The 18665-nt window shown below is 42.6% G+C and carries 17 protein-coding genes; 5 read left to right on the forward strand and 12 right to left on the reverse strand.

Features of this window, described 5'->3' with window-relative positions:
• The first annotated feature begins 2 nt into the window (after window positions 1–2).
• The gene (locus NC979_RS06510; protein WP_190518625.1) at window positions 3–3227 is read left to right on the forward strand and encodes a DEAD/DEAH box helicase family protein; all 3225 of its coding nucleotides are present in this window, start codon (window positions 3–5) and stop codon (window positions 3225–3227) included.
• 94 nt (window positions 3228–3321) lie between these two features.
• Here the strand turns inward: NC979_RS06510 and NC979_RS06515 are convergent, their stop codons facing one another.
• From NC979_RS06515 to NC979_RS06540, 6 genes are all read right to left on the reverse strand, one after another.
• Window positions 3322–4152 (reverse strand): GIY-YIG nuclease family protein, encoded by an 831-nt coding sequence (locus NC979_RS06515; RefSeq protein WP_190518628.1) that lies wholly within the window; start codon window positions 4150–4152, stop codon window positions 3322–3324.
• 120 nt (window positions 4153–4272) lie between these two features.
• Window positions 4273–4890: a SprT-like domain-containing protein gene (locus NC979_RS06520; RefSeq protein ID WP_190518630.1), complete on the reverse strand. Its 618-nt coding sequence runs from the start codon at window positions 4888–4890 to the stop codon at window positions 4273–4275.
• Window positions 4891–4965: 75 nt separating this feature from the next.
• Entirely contained in the window at window positions 4966–5301 is a 336-nt protein-coding gene (locus NC979_RS06525) for a hypothetical protein (RefSeq protein ID WP_190518632.1), read from the reverse strand.
• 65 nt (window positions 5302–5366) lie between these two features.
• A complete protein-coding gene (locus tag NC979_RS06530) occupies window positions 5367–5807 on the reverse strand; it encodes a single stranded DNA-binding domain-containing protein (protein WP_190518633.1) in 441 nt (146 codons plus the stop codon).
• A 57-nt stretch (window positions 5808–5864) separates the two neighbouring features.
• The gene (locus NC979_RS06535) at window positions 5865–6146 is read right to left on the reverse strand and encodes a hypothetical protein (protein ID WP_190518634.1); all 282 of its coding nucleotides are present in this window, start codon (window positions 6144–6146) and stop codon (window positions 5865–5867) included.
• 73 nt (window positions 6147–6219) lie between these two features.
• Window positions 6220–6402 carry a hypothetical protein gene (locus tag NC979_RS06540; protein WP_190518635.1) on the reverse strand — a complete coding sequence of 61 codons (183 nt, stop codon included), beginning with the start codon at window positions 6400–6402 and terminating at the stop codon, window positions 6220–6222.
• 247 nt (window positions 6403–6649) lie between these two features.
• On the opposite strand from NC979_RS06540, the gene NC979_RS06545 reads away from it, so the two are divergent.
• Window positions 6650–6862: a helix-turn-helix domain-containing protein gene (locus NC979_RS06545; RefSeq protein ID WP_278002570.1), complete on the forward strand. Its 213-nt coding sequence runs from the start codon at window positions 6650–6652 to the stop codon at window positions 6860–6862.
• 754 nt (window positions 6863–7616) lie between these two features.
• Here NC979_RS06545 and NC979_RS06550 read toward each other — a convergent pair.
• The 3 genes from NC979_RS06550 to NC979_RS06560 form a co-directional block, all read right to left on the reverse strand.
• Complete coding sequence (locus tag NC979_RS06550) at window positions 7617–8078, reverse strand: hypothetical protein (RefSeq protein ID WP_190518637.1); 462 nt, start codon at window positions 8076–8078, stop codon at window positions 7617–7619.
• A gap of 244 nt (window positions 8079–8322) precedes the next feature.
• Complete coding sequence (locus NC979_RS06555) at window positions 8323–9906, reverse strand: ApeA N-terminal domain 1-containing protein (RefSeq protein WP_190518639.1); 1584 nt, start codon at window positions 9904–9906, stop codon at window positions 8323–8325.
• A 350-nt stretch (window positions 9907–10256) separates the two neighbouring features.
• Window positions 10257–10511: a hypothetical protein gene (locus NC979_RS06560; RefSeq protein ID WP_348253526.1), complete on the reverse strand. Its 255-nt coding sequence runs from the start codon at window positions 10509–10511 to the stop codon at window positions 10257–10259.
• Between the two features lie 120 nt (window positions 10512–10631).
• Between NC979_RS06560 and NC979_RS06565 the strand changes: the two genes are divergently transcribed.
• Both NC979_RS06565 and NC979_RS06570 read left to right on the forward strand, forming a co-directional pair.
• Complete coding sequence (locus tag NC979_RS06565) at window positions 10632–10883, forward strand: helix-turn-helix domain-containing protein (protein ID WP_190518998.1); 252 nt, start codon at window positions 10632–10634, stop codon at window positions 10881–10883.
• A gap of 116 nt (window positions 10884–10999) precedes the next feature.
• The gene (locus NC979_RS06570) at window positions 11000–11644 is read left to right on the forward strand and encodes a hypothetical protein (protein WP_206755251.1); all 645 of its coding nucleotides are present in this window, start codon (window positions 11000–11002) and stop codon (window positions 11642–11644) included.
• 138 nt (window positions 11645–11782) lie between these two features.
• Here NC979_RS06570 and NC979_RS06575 read toward each other — a convergent pair whose 3' ends face one another.
• The 3 genes from NC979_RS06575 to NC979_RS06585 all read right to left on the reverse strand — a co-directional run bounded on the left by NC979_RS06575 (window position 11783) and on the right by NC979_RS06585 (window position 16703).
• The gene (locus NC979_RS06575; protein ID WP_190518644.1) at window positions 11783–12031 is read right to left on the reverse strand and encodes a hypothetical protein; all 249 of its coding nucleotides are present in this window, start codon (window positions 12029–12031) and stop codon (window positions 11783–11785) included.
• Between the two features lie 55 nt (window positions 12032–12086).
• Window positions 12087–13190, reverse strand: coding sequence for a GTPase (locus NC979_RS06580; protein WP_190518651.1), 1104 nt, complete (start codon window positions 13188–13190; stop codon window positions 12087–12089).
• A 621-nt stretch (window positions 13191–13811) separates the two neighbouring features.
• On the reverse strand, window positions 13812–16703 hold the full coding sequence (locus NC979_RS06585; RefSeq protein WP_190518653.1) for a BT4734/BF3469 family protein: 2892 nt from the start codon (window positions 16701–16703) through the stop codon (window positions 13812–13814).
• A 1285-nt stretch (window positions 16704–17988) separates the two neighbouring features.
• Between NC979_RS06585 and NC979_RS06590 the strand changes: the two genes are divergently transcribed.
• Window positions 17989–18507: a hypothetical protein gene (locus NC979_RS06590; RefSeq protein WP_190518655.1), complete on the forward strand. Its 519-nt coding sequence runs from the start codon at window positions 17989–17991 to the stop codon at window positions 18505–18507.
• Window positions 18508–18665: the final 158 nt, after the last annotated feature.

The following is an 18665-nucleotide window of genomic DNA, read 5'->3' on the forward strand; positions in this document are numbered from 1 at the left end:
TCATGAGTGAACTACACCTCCAAGACAAATTCCTCATCCCCTTCATCAAGTCAGAGTTAGGCTACCGGGAAGTCAAACCCAATACTGTTACCAGTTCCCTCTTCATTGAGGAAGACCTGCAAGCCTTTATTTCCGCCACAGAACTCAATCAAAAATCCTACGAAACTCTGCTCCAAAAATATAGTGGTGATGCCAAAAAGCTTCTGGCTGACCTCATCGGTCTCATTCAAGAACGGATCGCTAGCAGTCGGAACATGGCATTGTTCATCAATGCCAATAAATCCGTTACCCTTCGAGGAGTTAAGCTCCACCTCTTCTATACCGACGACAGCGTTATCCACGACAGCGAACTATTCAACCAAAATATTTTTTCTGTTATTCAAGAATTACCTTACAAATACGAGTATGAAGGCAAGCGTATTTTTTCCTTCCGCCCTGACCTGACCTTCTTTGTCAATGGTCTATATCTTGGCTATAGCGAACTCAAAGCTAACTTCAGCAACCAGACTGCGAAGAAAAACGGACGGGGCAAAGTCACTAAAGACTACTTTGAAGCCGTCAGAAAGTATTATGAGGTTTTCGATCAAAATTCTCACCTCAGCGACTCCGAAAAAGAACGCTACCGCCGAGACTTACTCAAAATCTTCGAGAAAGCAATTCACATCACCACCACTGACATTGCTGAAACCTACGTTATTCGCACCATTGACCAGTTCTTTGATGAAGCCCTAGACACTTGTAGAAAAGGTAAGTTTGATCGTGAAGAATACGATAAACACGTTTTTGAAGTCTTCAAACCTTATCCGCTTCTCAACTCTGATGCCGGCAAAAAAGACAAGCTAAAAGAGCTATTCAGCTTCCACTATGGCAAAAGCTTTATCGAAAAAGAAATTCTCTATTACAATTTCATCGAGCGAGAAGTTTACACCGTCAACGGCAAAAAGGAACTCAAAGACGAGAAAGGGCAACTCATTTGCCCCCGTCCTAAACAAAAATTTGGCACCGATAAGATCCTGGCAAAGATAGACGAGTTCCTAGAACACGAAACTGAAGATGACTACTTCATTCATCAGCTAGAGCAACAGCTTGCCCACGTTGCCCCTACAAAACGCGCCGAACTAATCGAAAAGCGCAAAACCTACGCCAACAACAAAAACGTTTATTCCCTGTTGCTGCAATATGCCGCTGGCTTTGGCAAATCTAACATTATCGGTTGGACGGCTCTACAACTCAAAGACCTCCGCCGTAATGGTGGGTATGTCTACGATAAGGTCATGATCGTGGTTGATCGCCTGCAACTCCGTAGCCAGATTGACGCCAAAATGCGGAACATGAACATAGAAAATTCTATGTTCCTTGAGGCCCACGACAAGAAGACCTTTCAGGAAGCCCTTACTTCCGATAAACGCTTAGTCATCATCAACCTACAAAAATTCCAAGACGTACGGAATATTCTCGATGCCGATACCCTACAAGCTTTGGCCAATCTCCGCACCGTTTTTCTAATTGACGAAATTCACCGCTCCAACAGGGGAAGCCAACACGAAGAAATGATCAATATCTTCGATGTATTACAAACGCCCTTTGATGCCAACGACACCTACAACCAAACCCGCACGAAGAAAAATCTGATCATCGGCTTTACAGCCACCCCAGACGATAACACCCTGGCACGATTCGGAGAATTTAGCGGCTATGCCGAAAGCGAAAAGCTGTGGGTGCCCTTCGACGCTTACACCATGAATGAAGCTATCAAAGACGGGTTCATCCTCAACCCCATCAAAAATATTGTCCCCGTTGCTTCGAAGATGCTGTTTGACGTTCCCAACAATGAGCTAGAGGGCTTTGAGGAACCAAATTACAAAGACGCTGAAAAAAAGCAAATCTACGAAGAGCCCGAACGGATAGACGCAATCAGCAGATACATTGCTGATTTACTCGTCAAAGATGTCTATCGACAAGTCAGAGGTACGGGCAAGGCCATGCTAGCGGTATACTCCATTAAAGCCGCGATCGCCTACGCAGAAGCCGTTAAACGCCATTTTCAGGAGATCACTCAACAGCTCAAATACGCTAAATATGCGGATGCCCCGATCTATGTCGTCTATTCCAGCAGTCAAGATCAGCAAAGCGCCACTGGGTTAAATGATGGGCTTAGCGAAGAAAAAGTCTTAGAAAACTTTGCCTTGCGAAAAAACGGCTTAATTATTGTCGTTGCCAAGCTACAAACAGGGTTTGATGAGAGACGACTACACACCCTATTCCTCGATAAAGAAATTAAAGGTATTCCCGCAATTCAAGCCATTTCACGGGTAGACCGAACTGCCAAATATAAAAACGACTGTAAGATCGTTGACTTCTCCTACAACAACGTCAACGTCCAAAATATCAAAGAGGCCTTCGAGCATTTTTCTGATGTCGTGGTGAGTGACTTCGACCCATTCAGTGATCAACGGGTTTTAGACATCGTCTTTTCGGAACTCAAAAAGTCTGGGGTTTACAACCAGTTCTTTGATCTCTTCCTGCAAATCTTCAATGATGATGCCAAACGCAATGATCCAGAAAGCTACCTTGACCTAGAAAGCAGCATTGAGAAACACATCTCAGCCAACCCTCAGCATACGGCTGATGCCAAAGCGAAAGCGGCTCAATACTTCACTATCCTCAACCGTATCGAATATGTCATCACATTAGATGATAAATACAAAGAGCCAACCTTTCTGGCATTCTTACGCTTATTTAATAGGCTCTATAATCAGTTGCATCGCACCGATGATGTAAAAGATCCCATTGAAGTCTACTTTGATAATCAGATCGGCATTATCGAAGTTGAACTACAAGAAACTGAGCAAAAAGAGAAACGAGAGACCAAAGTTGCTAAGGGCAAGGAACTCAGCAGCACAGTCTACCAATTTGACATTCTAACAATTATTGAAGCCCGTAATGAGCAAGAAGAACTCAAAGCCGAACGTATTAAAGAGTTTGAGTCAAAAATCCAAGATTTATTCAAATATGTTAGGGGATCTGAAGAAGGGAAACGCCTGATCGTCAAAATCAATTCTGACGTATCCGAAGATGAAATCTATGATGACTTCGCCAAAATCTACCGAAAATATAAAATCCTTAATCGGAAGACCGTAGGAGAGTATTTTTTCAGAGAAATGGAAGATCTCGTCAACAAACTCTGTGATGACTTTGAAGCCATGATACTTAATTCCAGCAAATAATATTGGCAGAGAAACTGTAAATGAAACAAGAAAAAGCAGTTATAAGAACAGTTGCATAATTAGAGTTAGATATATCTAATCAGCTATAGAAATACTATATTTCTGCGATTAAAAATTGGATAATTTCCTTTGCACATTCTAAATCTATCTCAAAAAATTCGCCTGCTTTCTTGAAGTTAGCAAGCTCTTCATGGATACGTTGCTCAACGATATATGGATCTTTTGTTCGCCAGTAATCGACGACCTTAAATGATGTCGGTAGTCCATACTGTTCGCTCAGTTCCCTTGCGCGTTTATCAGGATTTCGGGCTGTGAAACCAATTTTGTACACACCTGGCATAAGATCATTAGCTAGGAGATAAACGAAACCTTCCTCGACCTTACTATGGTTTATATCAATTGATTCCCATTTGCGTCTTTGCTGAGTTATCTGAAGATGTGTTTCTTCACGCTTTGCTATTTTCTCCCTGTTTTGAGCTTCTCGTGCATCAGCAATGTAATTTAGAAGTGCTTGGCAATGGGACTGGCCTGTATCCATAAAGTTTTTTACTTCATCGATTACCTTTAGAATTTCTACAGGAGCTTTACTAGCATTGTAAATCTCAAAAAGCTCTTCCCAGCTCTCGTTTAGTCTTGCCCAAGTATGTCCTGATTGCCAGTCAATATCTAGTTCGCCGATTCTTGATAAATCAATTGTTCCAGCATTAATTCGCTTGATATAGAGATTTTGCGTTTTTATCTTGGTTAGAGCCATCTCGCCCATGCTACAGATGTAGTACATGACCCTGCTTCCAGCCTCACTATGGCTACATATTTTTTCTAGATAGTCAAATCCATAAGTTTTCTCATATCTTTCTTGCCACTCCTCAGTGTACTTCCATGAGTCGGGGCAATCTAATTTTTCTGGAAGGTTAATTAAGCTCATTGTGCTTTTTTCAAGCTCTGGATAGTCTTGTCAATATTTTGTTGATACCCACATGATGGCCTAACTCAATCCGTCTTGCCAAGGACATGGGAGAGTTGCTCCCATATCCTTGCGCTGGAACTACGCTACTCTCTCAAACGGAATTAGATCGTCATGAGTGTTACACAGCACCATTAGATCAGGCTTGCCCCATATCTTTGCTTGGCATTCTGGACACTGATACACAACCTTATTGCGGCTAGGTTGTCGCTGCATTCCTGGCCCAGCTAGCCAGGGCAACCGTAGATCATCAGGCGTAGCCTCAAAAACCCGCTTGAAGGCTCCAGCTTGATCAATATAGTGCGACATACTAGAGCCTGTTTTCTTGCCTCCTGGTTGAGCTATATCGCTGGGTATAAGACCGATCGCAATCATCTTATCTGACCATTCCCGGTTGTGGTATCCGCCTTTGCTAGGTGTGCCAAAATCTTGCTGCCACTGGTGAGCCATCTCATGAACCAGCGTAGAAAAGATGTCTTCTAGTGGGCGTTCAAGCAAATCAGGGTTAAGGCTAATCTCGTGGGTGTAATGAGTGCCATCAGACCAGCGCTCTGAAGCAAAAAAACCTAGCGCTTTAGATTTGCGGCTGAAGTTGAGTAGGCAAGGGTTAAGGCTGTTTTCAAATAGTGTTTCATTGAAATAGTCGTAAGCGTTTTGATATGCCCCAAACTGGGCAGTTGTCGGCGGTGCTGGTTTCATCGTCATTTCCCAGAGTTGAGTCGTACGATTAAAAACAAATAGGACAGCTCAAAAGAACTGCCCTGTGGATGTGGTTTAGTATTCGCTGGGTAGCAGGATCGTTGTGTATCCGCCATCGCCTAGATAGGTACTCACCCAAACAGGCTTATCATTAATGCAGTAGTACGACATCACCCGACCGTCACCCATTTTGATGGCGATTGCATTGAGTTTGCCATCGTCGCTAGTCGCTAGAGCCTGCAAAGCAATCTCTTCTTCTGTCAGGCTAGGAAGTATTTCGTTATAGTGCCCAGCCTTACCAAAGTCGCCTGAAACGTGGCGTCTGAGTAAATTGCTAGGGGAAATACCCGCTTGTTCTAATACATCTAGGGCGGCTGGTGTAGCGGTGCAGTGTTGAAGGTTAAAAAGCATGGTGCAATCCTCAAATGAAGGGAGTAGAGGGATAAGGCAGACGCGATCGCCTGCCCTGAGAATGACTAACGGATCATTTTGTTGGCTTCGATGAATAGGCTTGCGGCGGTGCTATGTAGCAGCTCTGGCAATGCCTGAAGCTCATCTTCTGAGTAGTCAGCAGACCAAACCTGTTTGGCCTTGGTAATGCAAGCTTGATATCGGTTAGATACCCGCTCTAGGGCCGATAGATACGCCTCTCTAGCACTGGCTGGGGATTCATGCCCCGGCGCTGGTGTAGTGGCCTGTGGAGCATTCTCAATCAAGCTCAGCTTGCCTTTAGAATCTCGCGTGAGCTGAATGGTTGCCCCTTCCCTTAAAGCAGTTAACGTTGAATCGTTAGCGGGTCGCCATAGGGTCTGTTCGGTACCATCCTCAAGCCGGATATCAGCCACAGTGCGAGAACCATGCTTAGTGTTGACTTGTCGAGGTGTCTTAGCCAGGGTTGCAATGAGTAGTTGTGCCATTGTTTTGAAGACTGTAAATGGATGGAGGGTAAGGGAGGGAAAGCCCTCCCCAGGTGGCTAAAATTCGCCGATTTCGCTTGTGTTGGAGCTGTCGAAGCTAGCGCCCCATGACCCGAAAGCGTGGGTCTGTTGCTGGTGATATCGGCCTCTCATTTCAGCCGACATTTTCAGCAGCTCCTTAACCAGCGATGCCCGATAGAGCGGATCTTCAACGATGCGCGTGTAGTCGGGTAGCCCTTTGATGGCATCCTCTACGCCCTGCTCAATGCTGGAGTTAATACAATCCTGTTCAAGCTGGGCTTGTTTGGCCTGTTCGTAGTTAGCTAGAGAAACTATCATTGACGTTAGACCTATGTAGTAGTGGGTTTAGGGGGGAGAGCAAGCCGCCAAGCATCTGCTCTCCCTTTGTCGTTCAGTATTTTTTGATCCATTCCAGGGCTTCACTCTCAGAGGTGAACCCTTTCCAGATCGATGCCCCGGTCGCCTTGGTTAGGCGTTCCATAATGAAGTGGATGCACGATCGACGTTCTAGCCAGAAGGCGTAGACATCGGTTTCTGAATGGAGCGGTACTCCGATTGATACTCCTCGAATCATTGGGTTTTTCCTCAAATGATCATTGTCTAAATTGCTTTGTCGCTGGGGTTGCATCCCGTTGGCACCGTTTGCCGTGGCTGTGGCTCCTCATCCCACCGGCTTGCTTGTTTTCATACCCTTATTGTAATTCATCGAAACGGTGAATGTCAACATCATTTCGGTTGTTTGAGAATATGTTACGATGAATTAATTCACCGATAGAATGAATCGAGGTAGAGTAACCATGTTGATAACCATGCTCCCTGATATGCCCATTAAGTGGAGGCTTGCGGCTGTAATGGCAGACCGTGAGATAGATAACCAAAAGCTGCATGAACTCACGGGATTGCATTTAGGGACAATCTCGAAGTTAAGGAACAATCCACCTAGGAGGGTGGATGTAGAAACCTTAGAGCTTTTGTGTAAAGTGCTGGATTGTCAGCCAGGGGATCTGTTGAGGTATATCCCTGGAGCTGATTAAGTTGGCGATCGCTGCGATCGATGGCGTAGCTGATGAGCTTGGGCTTACCCGCTCTGAAGTGTTGGAGCGGTTAGCTAGATCACCAGGCTTGAATGCTGATGGACTGAAAGAAATTTCTGGGGAGAGTCAAGGCTGACCCCTCCCCCTCGGGCTGCGGGCACCCCTGATCTGGCTAATACCTAGCCGTTCCCCAGGTGCCTGTCTTGCAAGGTGCAAACGCCCTGAAATTAAAAAGGAGGTTATCTCAGAAAGGGAACTCTAATTTTTTACAGTAGAAAATTTTAGGTTCAAATTTTTCTGAGGCGATAGCATCCTTCGGTCAAGGAGGACTCGTATGATTCAGAAGATGATATTTCTACAATCTGTGGAAAGATCTAATAGTATTCAGATCCATTCCTGGTTTAGCTTTGAAGTAAGTAGATAAGAGGATAAAGTATCCCCCTAACTGCTTTGGATGAGTTCTACAGCCTCAGCCAGCCCAACTGGAATCGGCTGACCTTAACTATCGTCTACCTCTCGATAATTCGAGCTTGTTTAGGTGGCCAAACAAAAATTTAGAAATTCAGGAATGAGAGGGTAATGCAAGACTGCGGTAATTGATAGATGAAATGAGTATTTGAGGTCAAGTGATATTGAGTAAGTTTATGTGATTGCTCTTAGCGCTTATCCTAACGTTCACAATCACCGGGCGCAGATCACTTCTGCTAGCAAGCAGTATGAGTTCCGGCAGATTGCGGTTGTTAGAATGCGCTAACTAGATGAAAATCTTCTGCAAATGCGCTCTCAAATTATCAATGCTATCCCATTTTTTCATCAAACTGGGACTCTCTAACAACTTTGCTTTTGTATCATACCAGCTCCATTCAGCTTGCATAACATCCTGGTCAGCAGGCATCTTTTCAACGTTGCTAAAATCTGCTATCCAACAAATTTTTACCCAGCGAACTATGCCCCACGGCCCCAAGTCCCACTGAGGTTTATCTTCATTATGTTCATTGCACAGTTCAACAACGTGAGTAAGATAACGCTTACTTTGATTTGGGGGTTTCTGAGAAAGAATAATCAGAGAGCCTTTGGGTAAATTGGAGGCATGAGCCTCTACGCCATCACCTCTCTTAAAATTTAGAGGGAAGTAAGAACAAACTGGATATTCTTTATAGGCCCAATCTGTCTCATCATTAATATTCTTTATGTACACCAAACGAGAAAAATCCATTATTCAACCTAATTGATTGATAGAAATAAACAGAAAAATCAGACTAAAACAATATGGGTCTTGATAACTTTGTCAGGATTTAATTCCAACAAGCTACTTTATAATAAAAATTGGCAGCACTTAAACGTTTCCAATCACCCACCGCAGACGATCTCTGATCCTTGCAAATAACCTCTCGACGGTCGGCATGAATTGGGTTTTTTATGTCGGAAAGACCACGACAATCTCTTTATCATTTCCTCAATCATCTATTCTTAGAAGTAATTGTTTTTACGTCTACATCCTCCAAACCTAATTGTTTGAGCAAGCAGACTTCTAGCAAGACTCTTAACTTTCTACTCAAAACTAACAAATCTTGACCAGAAGCCACGTACTCATCCTGCTCAGAAGATAAATGAGTCAAATAATTTCTTGTTTTCCTAATCTTTTTAAGAAAATCGCTCTGCTCCTCTGGGGACGCAAAGAAATTATCAGGCAAACAAAAGCGATATTCACTTATTATCTCCTCTAAACGTTCTCTTAAAGAGAAACTATTTAAATGTGAAAGTTTTTCCTCCTTCAAAATTCTTTTGTATTCTCTTAAATCTAAACTTTCCTCTGTTTCGTTTTCTAGAGCAATAGAGTCTGGAATGGAATTTACAGCTTCTTCTAATGTCTTTCGTACTACCTTCTTGTAAATCCTTTTATCTATGTGTCTCCCAGAGTGTGCAAGGCTATGAAATGCTTCAATGGCTTGAGCAAGACTAAGAAAAAAGTCATTAATATGCCGTCTTGGTATATAGGTCAATCTTAGGTATAGGTCGATGATTGACTCCAATTCTTTTGAATTCTGTTCCCAAAGTCTTAGAAGTTCAGTGAATTGATCTTTTACGTCCTTGAAGCTAAATAAGACTCTCTGAGAATTGAACTTAGCATCTAAATCTTCTGATTCTCCAACTTGGAAATATATCTCAAGTGGAATAAACTTCTCCTTTTCTTCTTCAATAGCTTTCACCTCTTCACCAAAATCATGTATTTCAAAACCCAAATCACTTTTTGCAGTACGCTCAGGCTTGATTAAGCCTGCCATTAAAGCAAAATTGAGATGATCAGGTATCCTAACTTCTTTTTCTATAACTACAATGCCTGATTGAATTTCATATGGATACGTCATTTGACCAGATGCAAAAATTAGCAGCTCTTGAAATAAGTAGATAACATCAACAACGTCTTCTAATCTTTTTTCATTATCTGCTCGAATAATAATAGATTTCCTCTCTTCAAGAGAAACCTTCCTGCCTATATTTCCAAAAAAACCAGCTATTTGTAGTCTTTCCAGCTCAACTGGCTTGTCATAAAGAACCAAAGAAAAATCTAGTAGTTTGCCAAGTTCAATAGGTTCTAGTGTTACCTGTTTTACATTGATTTCTTTGACCTGATTATGTTCATCGTTGGTAGACCAATTAATCTCAAAGTTCGGCAAGTCTACCCAGTCTTCTAAATTTTTATATCTTAAAGAAACACCTTTCAAGAGAATTTCTTCTAACGTCTTGAAGTGATGCCCAATTATCAGATACTTTGCATGAACTGTACTAGTTTGAATACCTGTTTTAAATCCTATGGGCTGAAAACAATTACATAAAGTGACCTTCTTCCCGTTGACTAAATATCCATTTACAATATCAAATTCCAATCTTTGAGGAATCGTATTATCAAATTTAATTTCTTGTAGCTGATCAAGTAGATAGAGTTTTGGAGGCTCTTCAGCGGAGAATGTAAGCCGACCGGATATTTCCTTATCTGGATTATTGGGAAGGAACCAAACGCCGTCTTCTTCAATGCTTTTCATAGCTTCACTTTGGACAACTTATCCTGATTGTACTATGGTAAATGCGGATGATGATGATGCCTCAACACTTGATTCCTACAGAAGGAATTTTGGTTGTGCCAGTGTCAATATTTCACTAAGCAAAATTATGCTATCTAGTTTGTAGAGAAAAACTTCGTGAAGCTGTATCTAGCAATCCTGATGGCAACTACCGCGATCGCTGCTGGCTACAGTAAGTAGAAACCAACCGACCATAAAACAATGCTCCTACTCTTCTCTGCGATCGCCACCGATTCATCTTGGGAAGAGTAGGAGCTGTAGTGTTGTTCTTTAGTGATTCTTACTTGTGCTCTAAGCACTGCCAAGCATAATCACTCAATAATCACATATCGAGTTAAGACTCTCATAACCTCGTTCACCTTACCTGTCGGTACAGGTTTGCTCCATTCGCGTACCTCTGCGAATCCAACTCGGTACAGTTCATGGATCACTCGTTCTATGGCGAAAGCGGAACCTGTGAGAGTAAGCAAGACCTTTTCTCTACCAGGTTCGGCGGTGGATTCGGTGGTCATAGGTGCCTGGGTATTGGCACTGGGTAGGGAAGAAGGCAGGAAGGCTTGAGGCATAGGGATACTCCTTGAATGTAATCGCTTAAGATGACAAACGCATCATACCGCACCCCTCTAGAGAATGTCATCTCTTGCGATTACATTTACGATCCCATGCTTCTTTGGGACGATGGGGACATGGGAAGAGCAGGAAAAGCGCTACGGGAAGTCCTCACGCAGTACGGCATTAGCCAAAACAGCCTTGCTGTAAAAATGGGCTTGCAGCGATCGGCTATCTACAAGTGGTTCCATGAGGAACGCGATCCGACAGCAGAGACAGTTGCGGACATTGTGGAAGCTCTAAAAGGCTTAAACGGCGAGGCCGCCGAAGCTTTCGTCGATTTCTACCTAGGCAATATGCTCAAAAACCAAGACCTTAATCAACCGTAGCAGCCGTAGGATGGATTAACGCAGCATAATCCATGCGGGAAGCACCTTTTGGCTAGGGAAAATACATAGCGTTGATGCGTTACGCTATCGATAACACCTCCTACACACTGTTTAGCATGTCGAAATCAATACCCGAAAATGAGGATTATTATATAGCGCCAGGAATTTTAGGCTTCTACGAAGAGGGAGTTCCTGTAGCTTTGGATGAAAGCAGTGATCAAAGATTAGATCCTGAAAATATAGATGACAAAATAAAAATTTATGAGAGAGAGGTGAGCGGATGGTTTTTGAATAAGGCTGAAGCGATTTTGCAAGATCATTCAACACAATATGGATTTGTTGCTTTAATGATCTGTATTTCTTACTTTGAAGGAGTTGAGCAATACAAGACGGGGATTTCAAGTCATGGAAAAAGTGGAGATTTCTTTGCAAATTCAGTTAGGAGGCTATATGGAGATAAATTCAAAAAAGATGAAATAGATTTCTTGTATTCTAGTGCCAGATGTGGACTTTTTCACAATGGAATGATTAAAGGTCAAATTGTCCTGAACTGTGATTTTCAAGATTCAATTAAAATTGATGAAATCACACATTTGCGGAAAACAAAAGGGAAAAAAGAAAAGAAATTTGCTTGCCATATTAATCCCAGAAAAATGCTAGAAGATATAAAAGAAGATTTTTGCGCTTTTGTGAGGGAGCTGCGTGATGAGAATAATAAAATTTTGAGAGAAAACTTTGATCGCATGTTTGAGATTCTTTAAAATTAAATTTGATTTTAGTTTTACTTTGATAGGGTAAATGGATGTTATTCATCATTAAATGTAAGCTGTTCTAATAAGTAAGTAGGGTGGGCATTGCCCACCATTAAAATTAAAATGCCCCAGTTGGTCTAATCTTCCTTAAAACCAGGCCAGTTCAGCAGGTTGCATTGGGGCGATCGCCCATTCTCTTTGCTGGGCATAGGAAGTCTTATTGCCCGGATCTTCTGAATTGAGAATTGTTTTGCTGTCGGTTGTAGATTGGTCGAAATTAGTAGGGCGAGCTAAAGACCTGTGGATTAGCCCACTGCTGATAAACAATATCCATTCCCCATCACCACAAACCTTGATGGGAAGATCAACATGTCTATCCACAGCGGAAATCAGCATTAAGGTTTTTCTTGCCCTGTCGTCTACATAATATTAATAATCTTATTTTTGAATCTTATATTAGTTCGCTCAGAATTTCCTTAGCTAAATCTTCTGCTTCTTCAACGATTTGTTCGCATAGCCAAAAAGTCGCTGTCCCCCCTATGCCAGCAGCAACGAGCTGGCCAACAATTGGAATCCATTTGGTTGTTTGTTTTGCTACCTGGCGAGTAGCAGTTTTCTTTAGTAGTAATACCAATCCTTCCTTCGCTAAATATTTAGCAGAAAATTGAGTGATTTTAGCCAGCAAGCCCGGAACGGCACCCGCGCCTAAAAGTCTTTTGATGTACTCAAATTGACTTGATGTAAGCCCATAGATATTAGCAACTTCATTCCCAAACTTCAGCAAAAGACTCATGTCTACAGCGATGTCAACTCCAATAATTGGATTGACTCCATTAGCTGCGGCCAGAAATGCATATAAAGGAATCCTATCTCTAGCAAGCTTGCCCTTTTTTTGAAGAGCCTCTTGACTATAAGTACCCATATCAGCTACAAATCTTTGTTGCTTCAATCCATCCAAAGCCTCAGCGATATCGCGAAGAAGATTGCCTAGGTCATACTCTGTGGGTTTACGAGCAGATATAAGATATATTTTTTCGGGACGTGATGGAGAGAGGTTCACTAAAATATCATTAGTAATTATTTTTCTGGTTTCATCTTCTGAGTGCCCATTATCATACATTCCATCCTCAACGGCAGTATCAAACTTGTTGCGGATGACAAAGCAGAGTTTTCCTATTTTGGAAAGCTCCTGAAAAAGGAATACATCATTTTCTGTAAAACGATTTGCTGTGACGAGTAAAAAGCAGTCATAGGTAGTTAATTTTAGATTCTCTATGTACCCTTCTCGAGGGAACTTAAGTGTTCCACACCCAGGAAGATCAACAAATCTAATGCCTTGATGAACAAATGCCTGCGCTTCCAGAGTGGTTTCGACAACCCCGACTGCTGATACCTTTTCCCCAGCTATGGCATTGATGAGCGATGATTTTCCACTTCCAGATGCGCCTATTAAGCCACACAAAACCTCTGCTTCATCAAATTCATTAATTTTCTTCCTGCACTGTTCTGCAAAAGCTACAACTTCAGCAATCAAGCTTTCTGGAGTGGTCGTCATGGTTTGCCTTAAAGAGATTCAAAGGGATAGTGACATATATTCACTCTTCCCAAGATCGCGGGTTGTAGGCCTAGCTCAGGATAATCATCTACTTTTTATGACAAAAGTTTAAATTTTCGACTTAGAAAGATATATTCGTAGCCAAAGACACAAAAGCGTCTAGATCGCATAGATGATCGCTTCCAACAAGAGAAAATCATCTTCTTTGGCAGCTACGCCCGTAGTAAGTAGGGTCGGCACTGCCCACCATTAAATTTAAGCTGCCCTAGTCAGCCCAGTCTTCCTTGAAACCAGGCAAGTTCAGCAGGTTGCATTGGGGCGATCGCCCATTGTCTCTACTGGTGGGCAGTGCCCACTCTACCGTGGCTGCGTGCACTTCGAAGCCCGAGCTGCAGTTCTAGAGACAGAACTGGCACAGCTCAAAAATGTGCTTGAGCAACTTGCCTATACCTCATACGATTGAGAACCGCTATAAATATTAAAAGACCGATTAGAGATATTAATCCTGATCGGTCTTTTAGTACGAATTTTAATAGATAAGCCAAGGGGTATCAATCCTCAACTTACCACCAGTATACGAAATTGTTAATAAGCTATCAATGCTGATTAGCTATTTGCTTTTCAGAACTCGATTATAAGATTGTCGTCATCCTCTTCTCCTAAAGTATGTTCTCTAGGGAAATAGTCTTCTAACTCATTGCGGAACTGATCACTGAAATAGTGAGGACTCAAAGCCTCTTTTAATTGAGAAGGGCGACCTAAATCTAGAGTGTCTTTTGTAGGCACTACCTGAACTTCTGCTCTCTTCAACTCTCGGCGCTGAATGACCTCCTCAAAGTATTCATCGATATTAACCTCGGGAATCTGAAATTCTTTACCGTCAGCATAATGTCTCTTGCTAACCACCTTCAGACCTACACAGGCAAGAATCTTACGAGCGATGGCGTTTTCTTTTTTCAACTTGCTGATATCAATACCGAAGAGAAGCTTGATGTCTGCTGAGTGCTCCCTAGCAACCTCTACTAGCTCTTTAATGTCTTCAACGGTAATAGACTGAGCATTGTCCCTAAAATAGCCTAGGTTAAGGTCACAGGCCAGTCTGACGGTATCAAGGCAGAAGTCCTTATCAGGAGCGTAATAATCTTTCTGCCACTCATCTTTCTGCTCAGCCAACTTGGGGTCGTTCAGATACTCAACCAAACGAATGGCTTGCCAATTGTCATCTTTCTGGTAGAATTTTACATCTTCTTTAATAACATCATTAATAACCAGCGATCGCCTGATGAGACACTTTATCAAACTAGCACTCTCGTCCGGTGTCAACTCTTTCTTTTCTTGAAGAACTTCTATGTCTACATCTTCAGCATTGATGATGGACTCAATCTTAGAAACCTTGATAAACTCTTTAGCCTGCTTGTAGATGATGTCTAATTCAGTCATCTCACCATCAAGGAGTTCAGTCTCAGTGACAAAGTACCCTTCAGCACGGAATTTCTCACGCATCGCTTGGAGGGGGAAAGCGTGTTGGCGAGAGTTCTTAGCCATCATTGCGGCCTTAAGACGATCGAACGGAGTAGCTACAGCCTTCTTCGGTACATCGTTCAAATCAAAAACTTTTTGTTGTGCAGACAAAATATCAGCTAAACATTCCGCTTCAGTCTTCGCTAGTTTAGGATTAGTGGTTGATACACACCATACGACGCGATCGCAACCAGAACGTACCCTATGTAGCCCCTGAGCAAACATCTCAATGGTTGTAAGTTTCAGTTGGTAGATACCACCTACAAAGTTGAAATGACCGTTGGTGAGGCTGATAGCAGTTGCTACAGAAGGAGAACCAATCGATCCAGCAGGACGATAGTTATCAGGGTCGTTGAAGATTTGAGGATAATTAGCTTTTGTGTCACTGGTTATAGCGTCAAACTCAGGGTAGATAGTACCAAGGATGGTAACCGTCGCCGCAAGATCACAGTAGATGAAAGGAGTGCGACATTTAATAGTGTTGTCAAGGTCTGTCAGTACCGCCTCCATATTTTTGCTGGTACGAATCTCCAGGTTAGTCATTCCACCTGCTTTCCCCTTATGAGCTAGAGGCTGGTACATATTTACCAGGAACTCTCCACCTTCGGTGAGTTCGTTGATGTAGTTGTAGGTGGCTTCCGATATGTCAGCATCTAGGTACAGTAAACCCTCACAGGTTGAGACCATTTCCTCTAGAGCCATCCTAACTTCATTACGATTAGATCCAAATGTGCTGCTAAGGGTCAGGTCATTCAGAGTGCTCTCCACTTCATCGATGATGGTTACACAGCCAGAACGCATCTCAGCAGGGATATGAGGAATCGAGTTTATACAGATGACATAACGACCACCCCTGCGGTAATCACCGCCTTTGACGTTGCGGTAGTCCACAAACCCTAGATCGTTCACCAACTTATCTACGATGGACTGACGGTTAGAGACGACCAGAACCATCTTGGGATCATTGAACTGATTCACCCATCGTTTGATGAGGGTGGTCTTGCCAGTACCCTTGGCAGCCTTGATTCCCAACTTAGGGTGATTCTCAACTGGGTAGTTTGAGGTGTACTCCTGGTTTAGTACGATCGCATTTTCAGGAGCGTTGTACTTATAGATAACAGGAACCCAATACTCGTCGTAGTTGGTGGTCGAGTAAGACCAGGTGCCATATTGGTCAGCCCAGCGATGGTAGAGGTCATTGATTCTCTCTAAGGTGTCGTCAGTGATGTCAGGTATGAACTTCTCGATGTCACTGAAAACTTCCGAGAGAGGAACACCGTAATGAATGAGTTTGCAAGCTAGGTAAATGCTGTAGTTGTAACGATTGCCTTCTTCGTACTTACCAGCGCGATCGTTTGCGTACCCTATGCAGTTCTCAATGACCTCCTCAAGCGTTGCTGCAAAAGTACCTGTCGGAATATCCTCGATCTCACCCAACTCAGGTTCGGGGCCAACGACAACAGGGCAGGACTCCCAATCTTCTCTTATCCAAAGCTCAGGGTCATAAGAGAGGAAGTTAAGCCGTCCAATATTTGAACATTGAGGATCAAGTTTAATACCTCTGGCCTCAAACCGTATGCTGAGTTCACGGAAAGCACTCTTGTAGTTACCCTCATAGAAAGCAAGAAAGCCGTATCCCGCTCCAGAAACACTCTTCCAGCAGGCTACAACTTCAGGGTATTGGACGATTTGATCGAGAGTGATGTCTAGTTCATCTTTGTCCAGGTACATCACTCCGCTGACTTTATCTATACAGTCATCTTTGCGGATAGGGAAGGTTCCAGCCCAGGTAATGCCAGGTAGTTTCTTCTTTTCAGCTTTATAATGCTTGCTTTTGCCTTCCTTCTGGTAAATATCTCTTACAATTTTTGCCTGTTCATTAGTGCGAATACTGTCCAGCGCATCTAATATTGCGGTGGTGTGAGCAGGTACAGTAGAGTTCTCGTGTGAAAACTTGAAAACTGATACTGGTGATTCGAGAATGGATTTCATCGGTTGATACCTTTACAATTCGTACTCTTTCAATTTAGTTTCTCTAATACAAGGAGAAACTATCTTTTAGCTAGTTCGAGAAAGCAGAACTAACATACTGACTTCATCTATATTGATAGTTCCACGCTATAAGGGGAAAGCGATCATTTTTATTTTTTCGAGGGCTTGACCGGAAAAAGTTACTCTAAATATAGGAATTGGTGCAGTTTTAAGTAAGTTTTTCCGGTCTTGAGTGATTCAGATCACAAATTTGCTCGATAATCTCGAACAAGCACCACAAGTCATTTAATATCTATCGAATTGGATTAGAGAACTTCACCGGCTCCCCCATACACAAGCGAATAGGAAGGTTACCAATAAAGATCAAAAATAAAATAGTTCCAGAAATGGAAGTACCACGGGTAACGTCTTATGTATAGACAGTCCCCCCCTTATTCCTTATCGCGTTTGTATATAGGGGATTAAAGCTTTGTATATCAATACTTCTAGCGATCGCACTTACTAGAAAAGCATCGGTATATTGTTTGAACCTTTAATACATCCAGAGTAATAGCGATAAATCACAGCAACACTATCGCCAACGCAGGCTGCAACATCGATCGGATGAATACCCGACTGTAGGGCGTCACTAATAAATGTGCTTCTAGTCCTATAGAACGTACGATGACGCACATCTGCCGCCACAAAAGACTTATTCCATATCCTTTGGCTAAAGTTGTGATCGTCCAAATAGCTTCCACGACGAGGAGCAGGAAAGACCAGTTCATTAGATGAGATATATGACGAGCGAACATCGTCTCGCGCACCTCACAGGGCAGCACAAGCGTCCTAGACTTATTCATCTTGGCTAACTTGATATATTTCTTTCGACTGTAGGACTCTCCTATCCATACAGAGGAACAGTCATCAGAAAAATGCTTCCACTTCAACGCTATGGATTCACGAGGGCGAGTTCCCATACGGAACTGCTACGAGATAAAAATATTTTTTTTATTTTTTCTAAATTCCTCAAGGATTTTCAATTTCATCTATGACGTTGTCTACCCAAATGCCCCTTGGTGTTTGTCTCTCCCAAGGGGGCGTTTTGTGTGGGTACTCTCTAGACGAGTTACCGGGGCTGTCCCAAACGTCGAAGTAAACCCCGGCGCTGCTCACTCCCTCTTCGATGCCGCGCCCTTTCTGCTAATCTCTTGATTTTGCCTGATTCAATAATGGTGAATCGCTATTCAGAAGTTTCTCAGGCTTGTAATTGGAGACAATCAATTTAACTGATAGGTGATTTAACATGCCAGGTGGAAAGTTAAGCCCAGACCAATGCAGTCTAGCCATTAGAAAAGAAAAAGCCTCTGAACTAAGGCTCAAAGGCTACACCTTTAGACAAATCGGCGAAGAATTAGGGGTTTCTCACGTTCAAGCCTTTCAAGATGTCCAGGTATCTCTCTCTGAGACTAGATCTCATACGGCTGAAATATGTGAAAACCTTCGAGAACTCGAAGGTCAACGGCTGGATGGCATTTGGCTAAAACTGTCCACCACACTAGTCAGCACTGGAAGCCCTAGCGATCTGGCTAAACTCACTCAACAGTTACATCGAAACATTGAGTTAAGGATGAGGCTCTATGGCCTAGAAAGCGCTAAACGTCTTGAGATTCAAAACATGATGGACGTGCAAGTTACTGAGTTCATCAATGTTCTGGAGAAAATATTACCTGAAGACACCTACCAAGAGATTTTGAATGCGATCGATAAAATCTCTGATCTTTACGAGCAGCCTTCCATAACAGTAATTCCCAATGAAAGCTAGCCATCAGAGGAGAGATGCTATGCCGCCCTAAGTAACCACAACTTAAGTGAAAGGTAAATATAACCTTTTAAGCCGCTGCTAAGACAATTACCTATATACGACCTAGGCATTTTACAATAATTTAGATCGACGATGAAAATGAATTGTACTCTACTAAC

Origin of the sequence: Leptolyngbya subtilissima AS-A7, assembly GCF_039962255.1 — a bacterium.
Classification (GTDB): domain Bacteria; phylum Cyanobacteriota; class Cyanobacteriia; order Phormidesmidales; family Phormidesmidaceae; genus Nodosilinea.

Coding starts and splice junctions, on each gene's coding strand:
- NC979_RS06540 (WP_190518635.1), bottom strand. CDS start 6,402: ATGATTCGAGGAGTATCAATCGGAGTACCGCTCCATTCAGAAACCGAT.
- NC979_RS06525 (WP_190518632.1), bottom strand. CDS start 5,301: ATGCTTTTTAACCTTCAACACTGCACCGCTACACCAGCCGCCCTAGAT.
- NC979_RS06555 (WP_190518639.1), bottom strand. CDS start 9,906: ATGAAAAGCATTGAAGAAGACGGCGTTTGGTTCCTTCCCAATAATCCA.
- NC979_RS06560 (WP_348253526.1), bottom strand. CDS start 10,511: ATGCCTCAAGCCTTCCTGCCTTCTTCCCTACCCAGTGCCAATACCCAG.
- NC979_RS06575 (WP_190518644.1), bottom strand. CDS start 12,031: ATGCTGATTTCCGCTGTGGATAGACATGTTGATCTTCCCATCAAGGTT.
- NC979_RS06590 (WP_190518655.1), top strand. CDS start 17,989: ATGCCAGGTGGAAAGTTAAGCCCAGACCAATGCAGTCTAGCCATTAGA.
- NC979_RS06585 (WP_190518653.1), bottom strand. CDS start 16,703: ATGAAATCCATTCTCGAATCACCAGTATCAGTTTTCAAGTTTTCACAC.
- NC979_RS06570 (WP_206755251.1), top strand. CDS start 11,000: ATGTCGAAATCAATACCCGAAAATGAGGATTATTATATAGCGCCAGGA.
- NC979_RS06550 (WP_190518637.1), bottom strand. CDS start 8,078: ATGGATTTTTCTCGTTTGGTGTACATAAAGAATATTAATGATGAGACA.
- NC979_RS06530 (WP_190518633.1), bottom strand. CDS start 5,807: ATGGCACAACTACTCATTGCAACCCTGGCTAAGACACCTCGACAAGTC.
- NC979_RS06535 (WP_190518634.1), bottom strand. CDS start 6,146: ATGATAGTTTCTCTAGCTAACTACGAACAGGCCAAACAAGCCCAGCTT.
- NC979_RS06510 (WP_190518625.1), top strand. CDS start 3: ATGAGTGAACTACACCTCCAAGACAAATTCCTCATCCCCTTCATCAAG.
- NC979_RS06520 (WP_190518630.1), bottom strand. CDS start 4,890: ATGAAACCAGCACCGCCGACAACTGCCCAGTTTGGGGCATATCAAAAC.
- NC979_RS06565 (WP_190518998.1), top strand. CDS start 10,632: ATGGGAAGAGCAGGAAAAGCGCTACGGGAAGTCCTCACGCAGTACGGC.
- NC979_RS06545 (WP_278002570.1), top strand. CDS start 6,650: ATGCCCATTAAGTGGAGGCTTGCGGCTGTAATGGCAGACCGTGAGATA.
- NC979_RS06580 (WP_190518651.1), bottom strand. CDS start 13,190: ATGACGACCACTCCAGAAAGCTTGATTGCTGAAGTTGTAGCTTTTGCA.
- NC979_RS06515 (WP_190518628.1), bottom strand. CDS start 4,152: ATGAGCTTAATTAACCTTCCAGAAAAATTAGATTGCCCCGACTCATGG.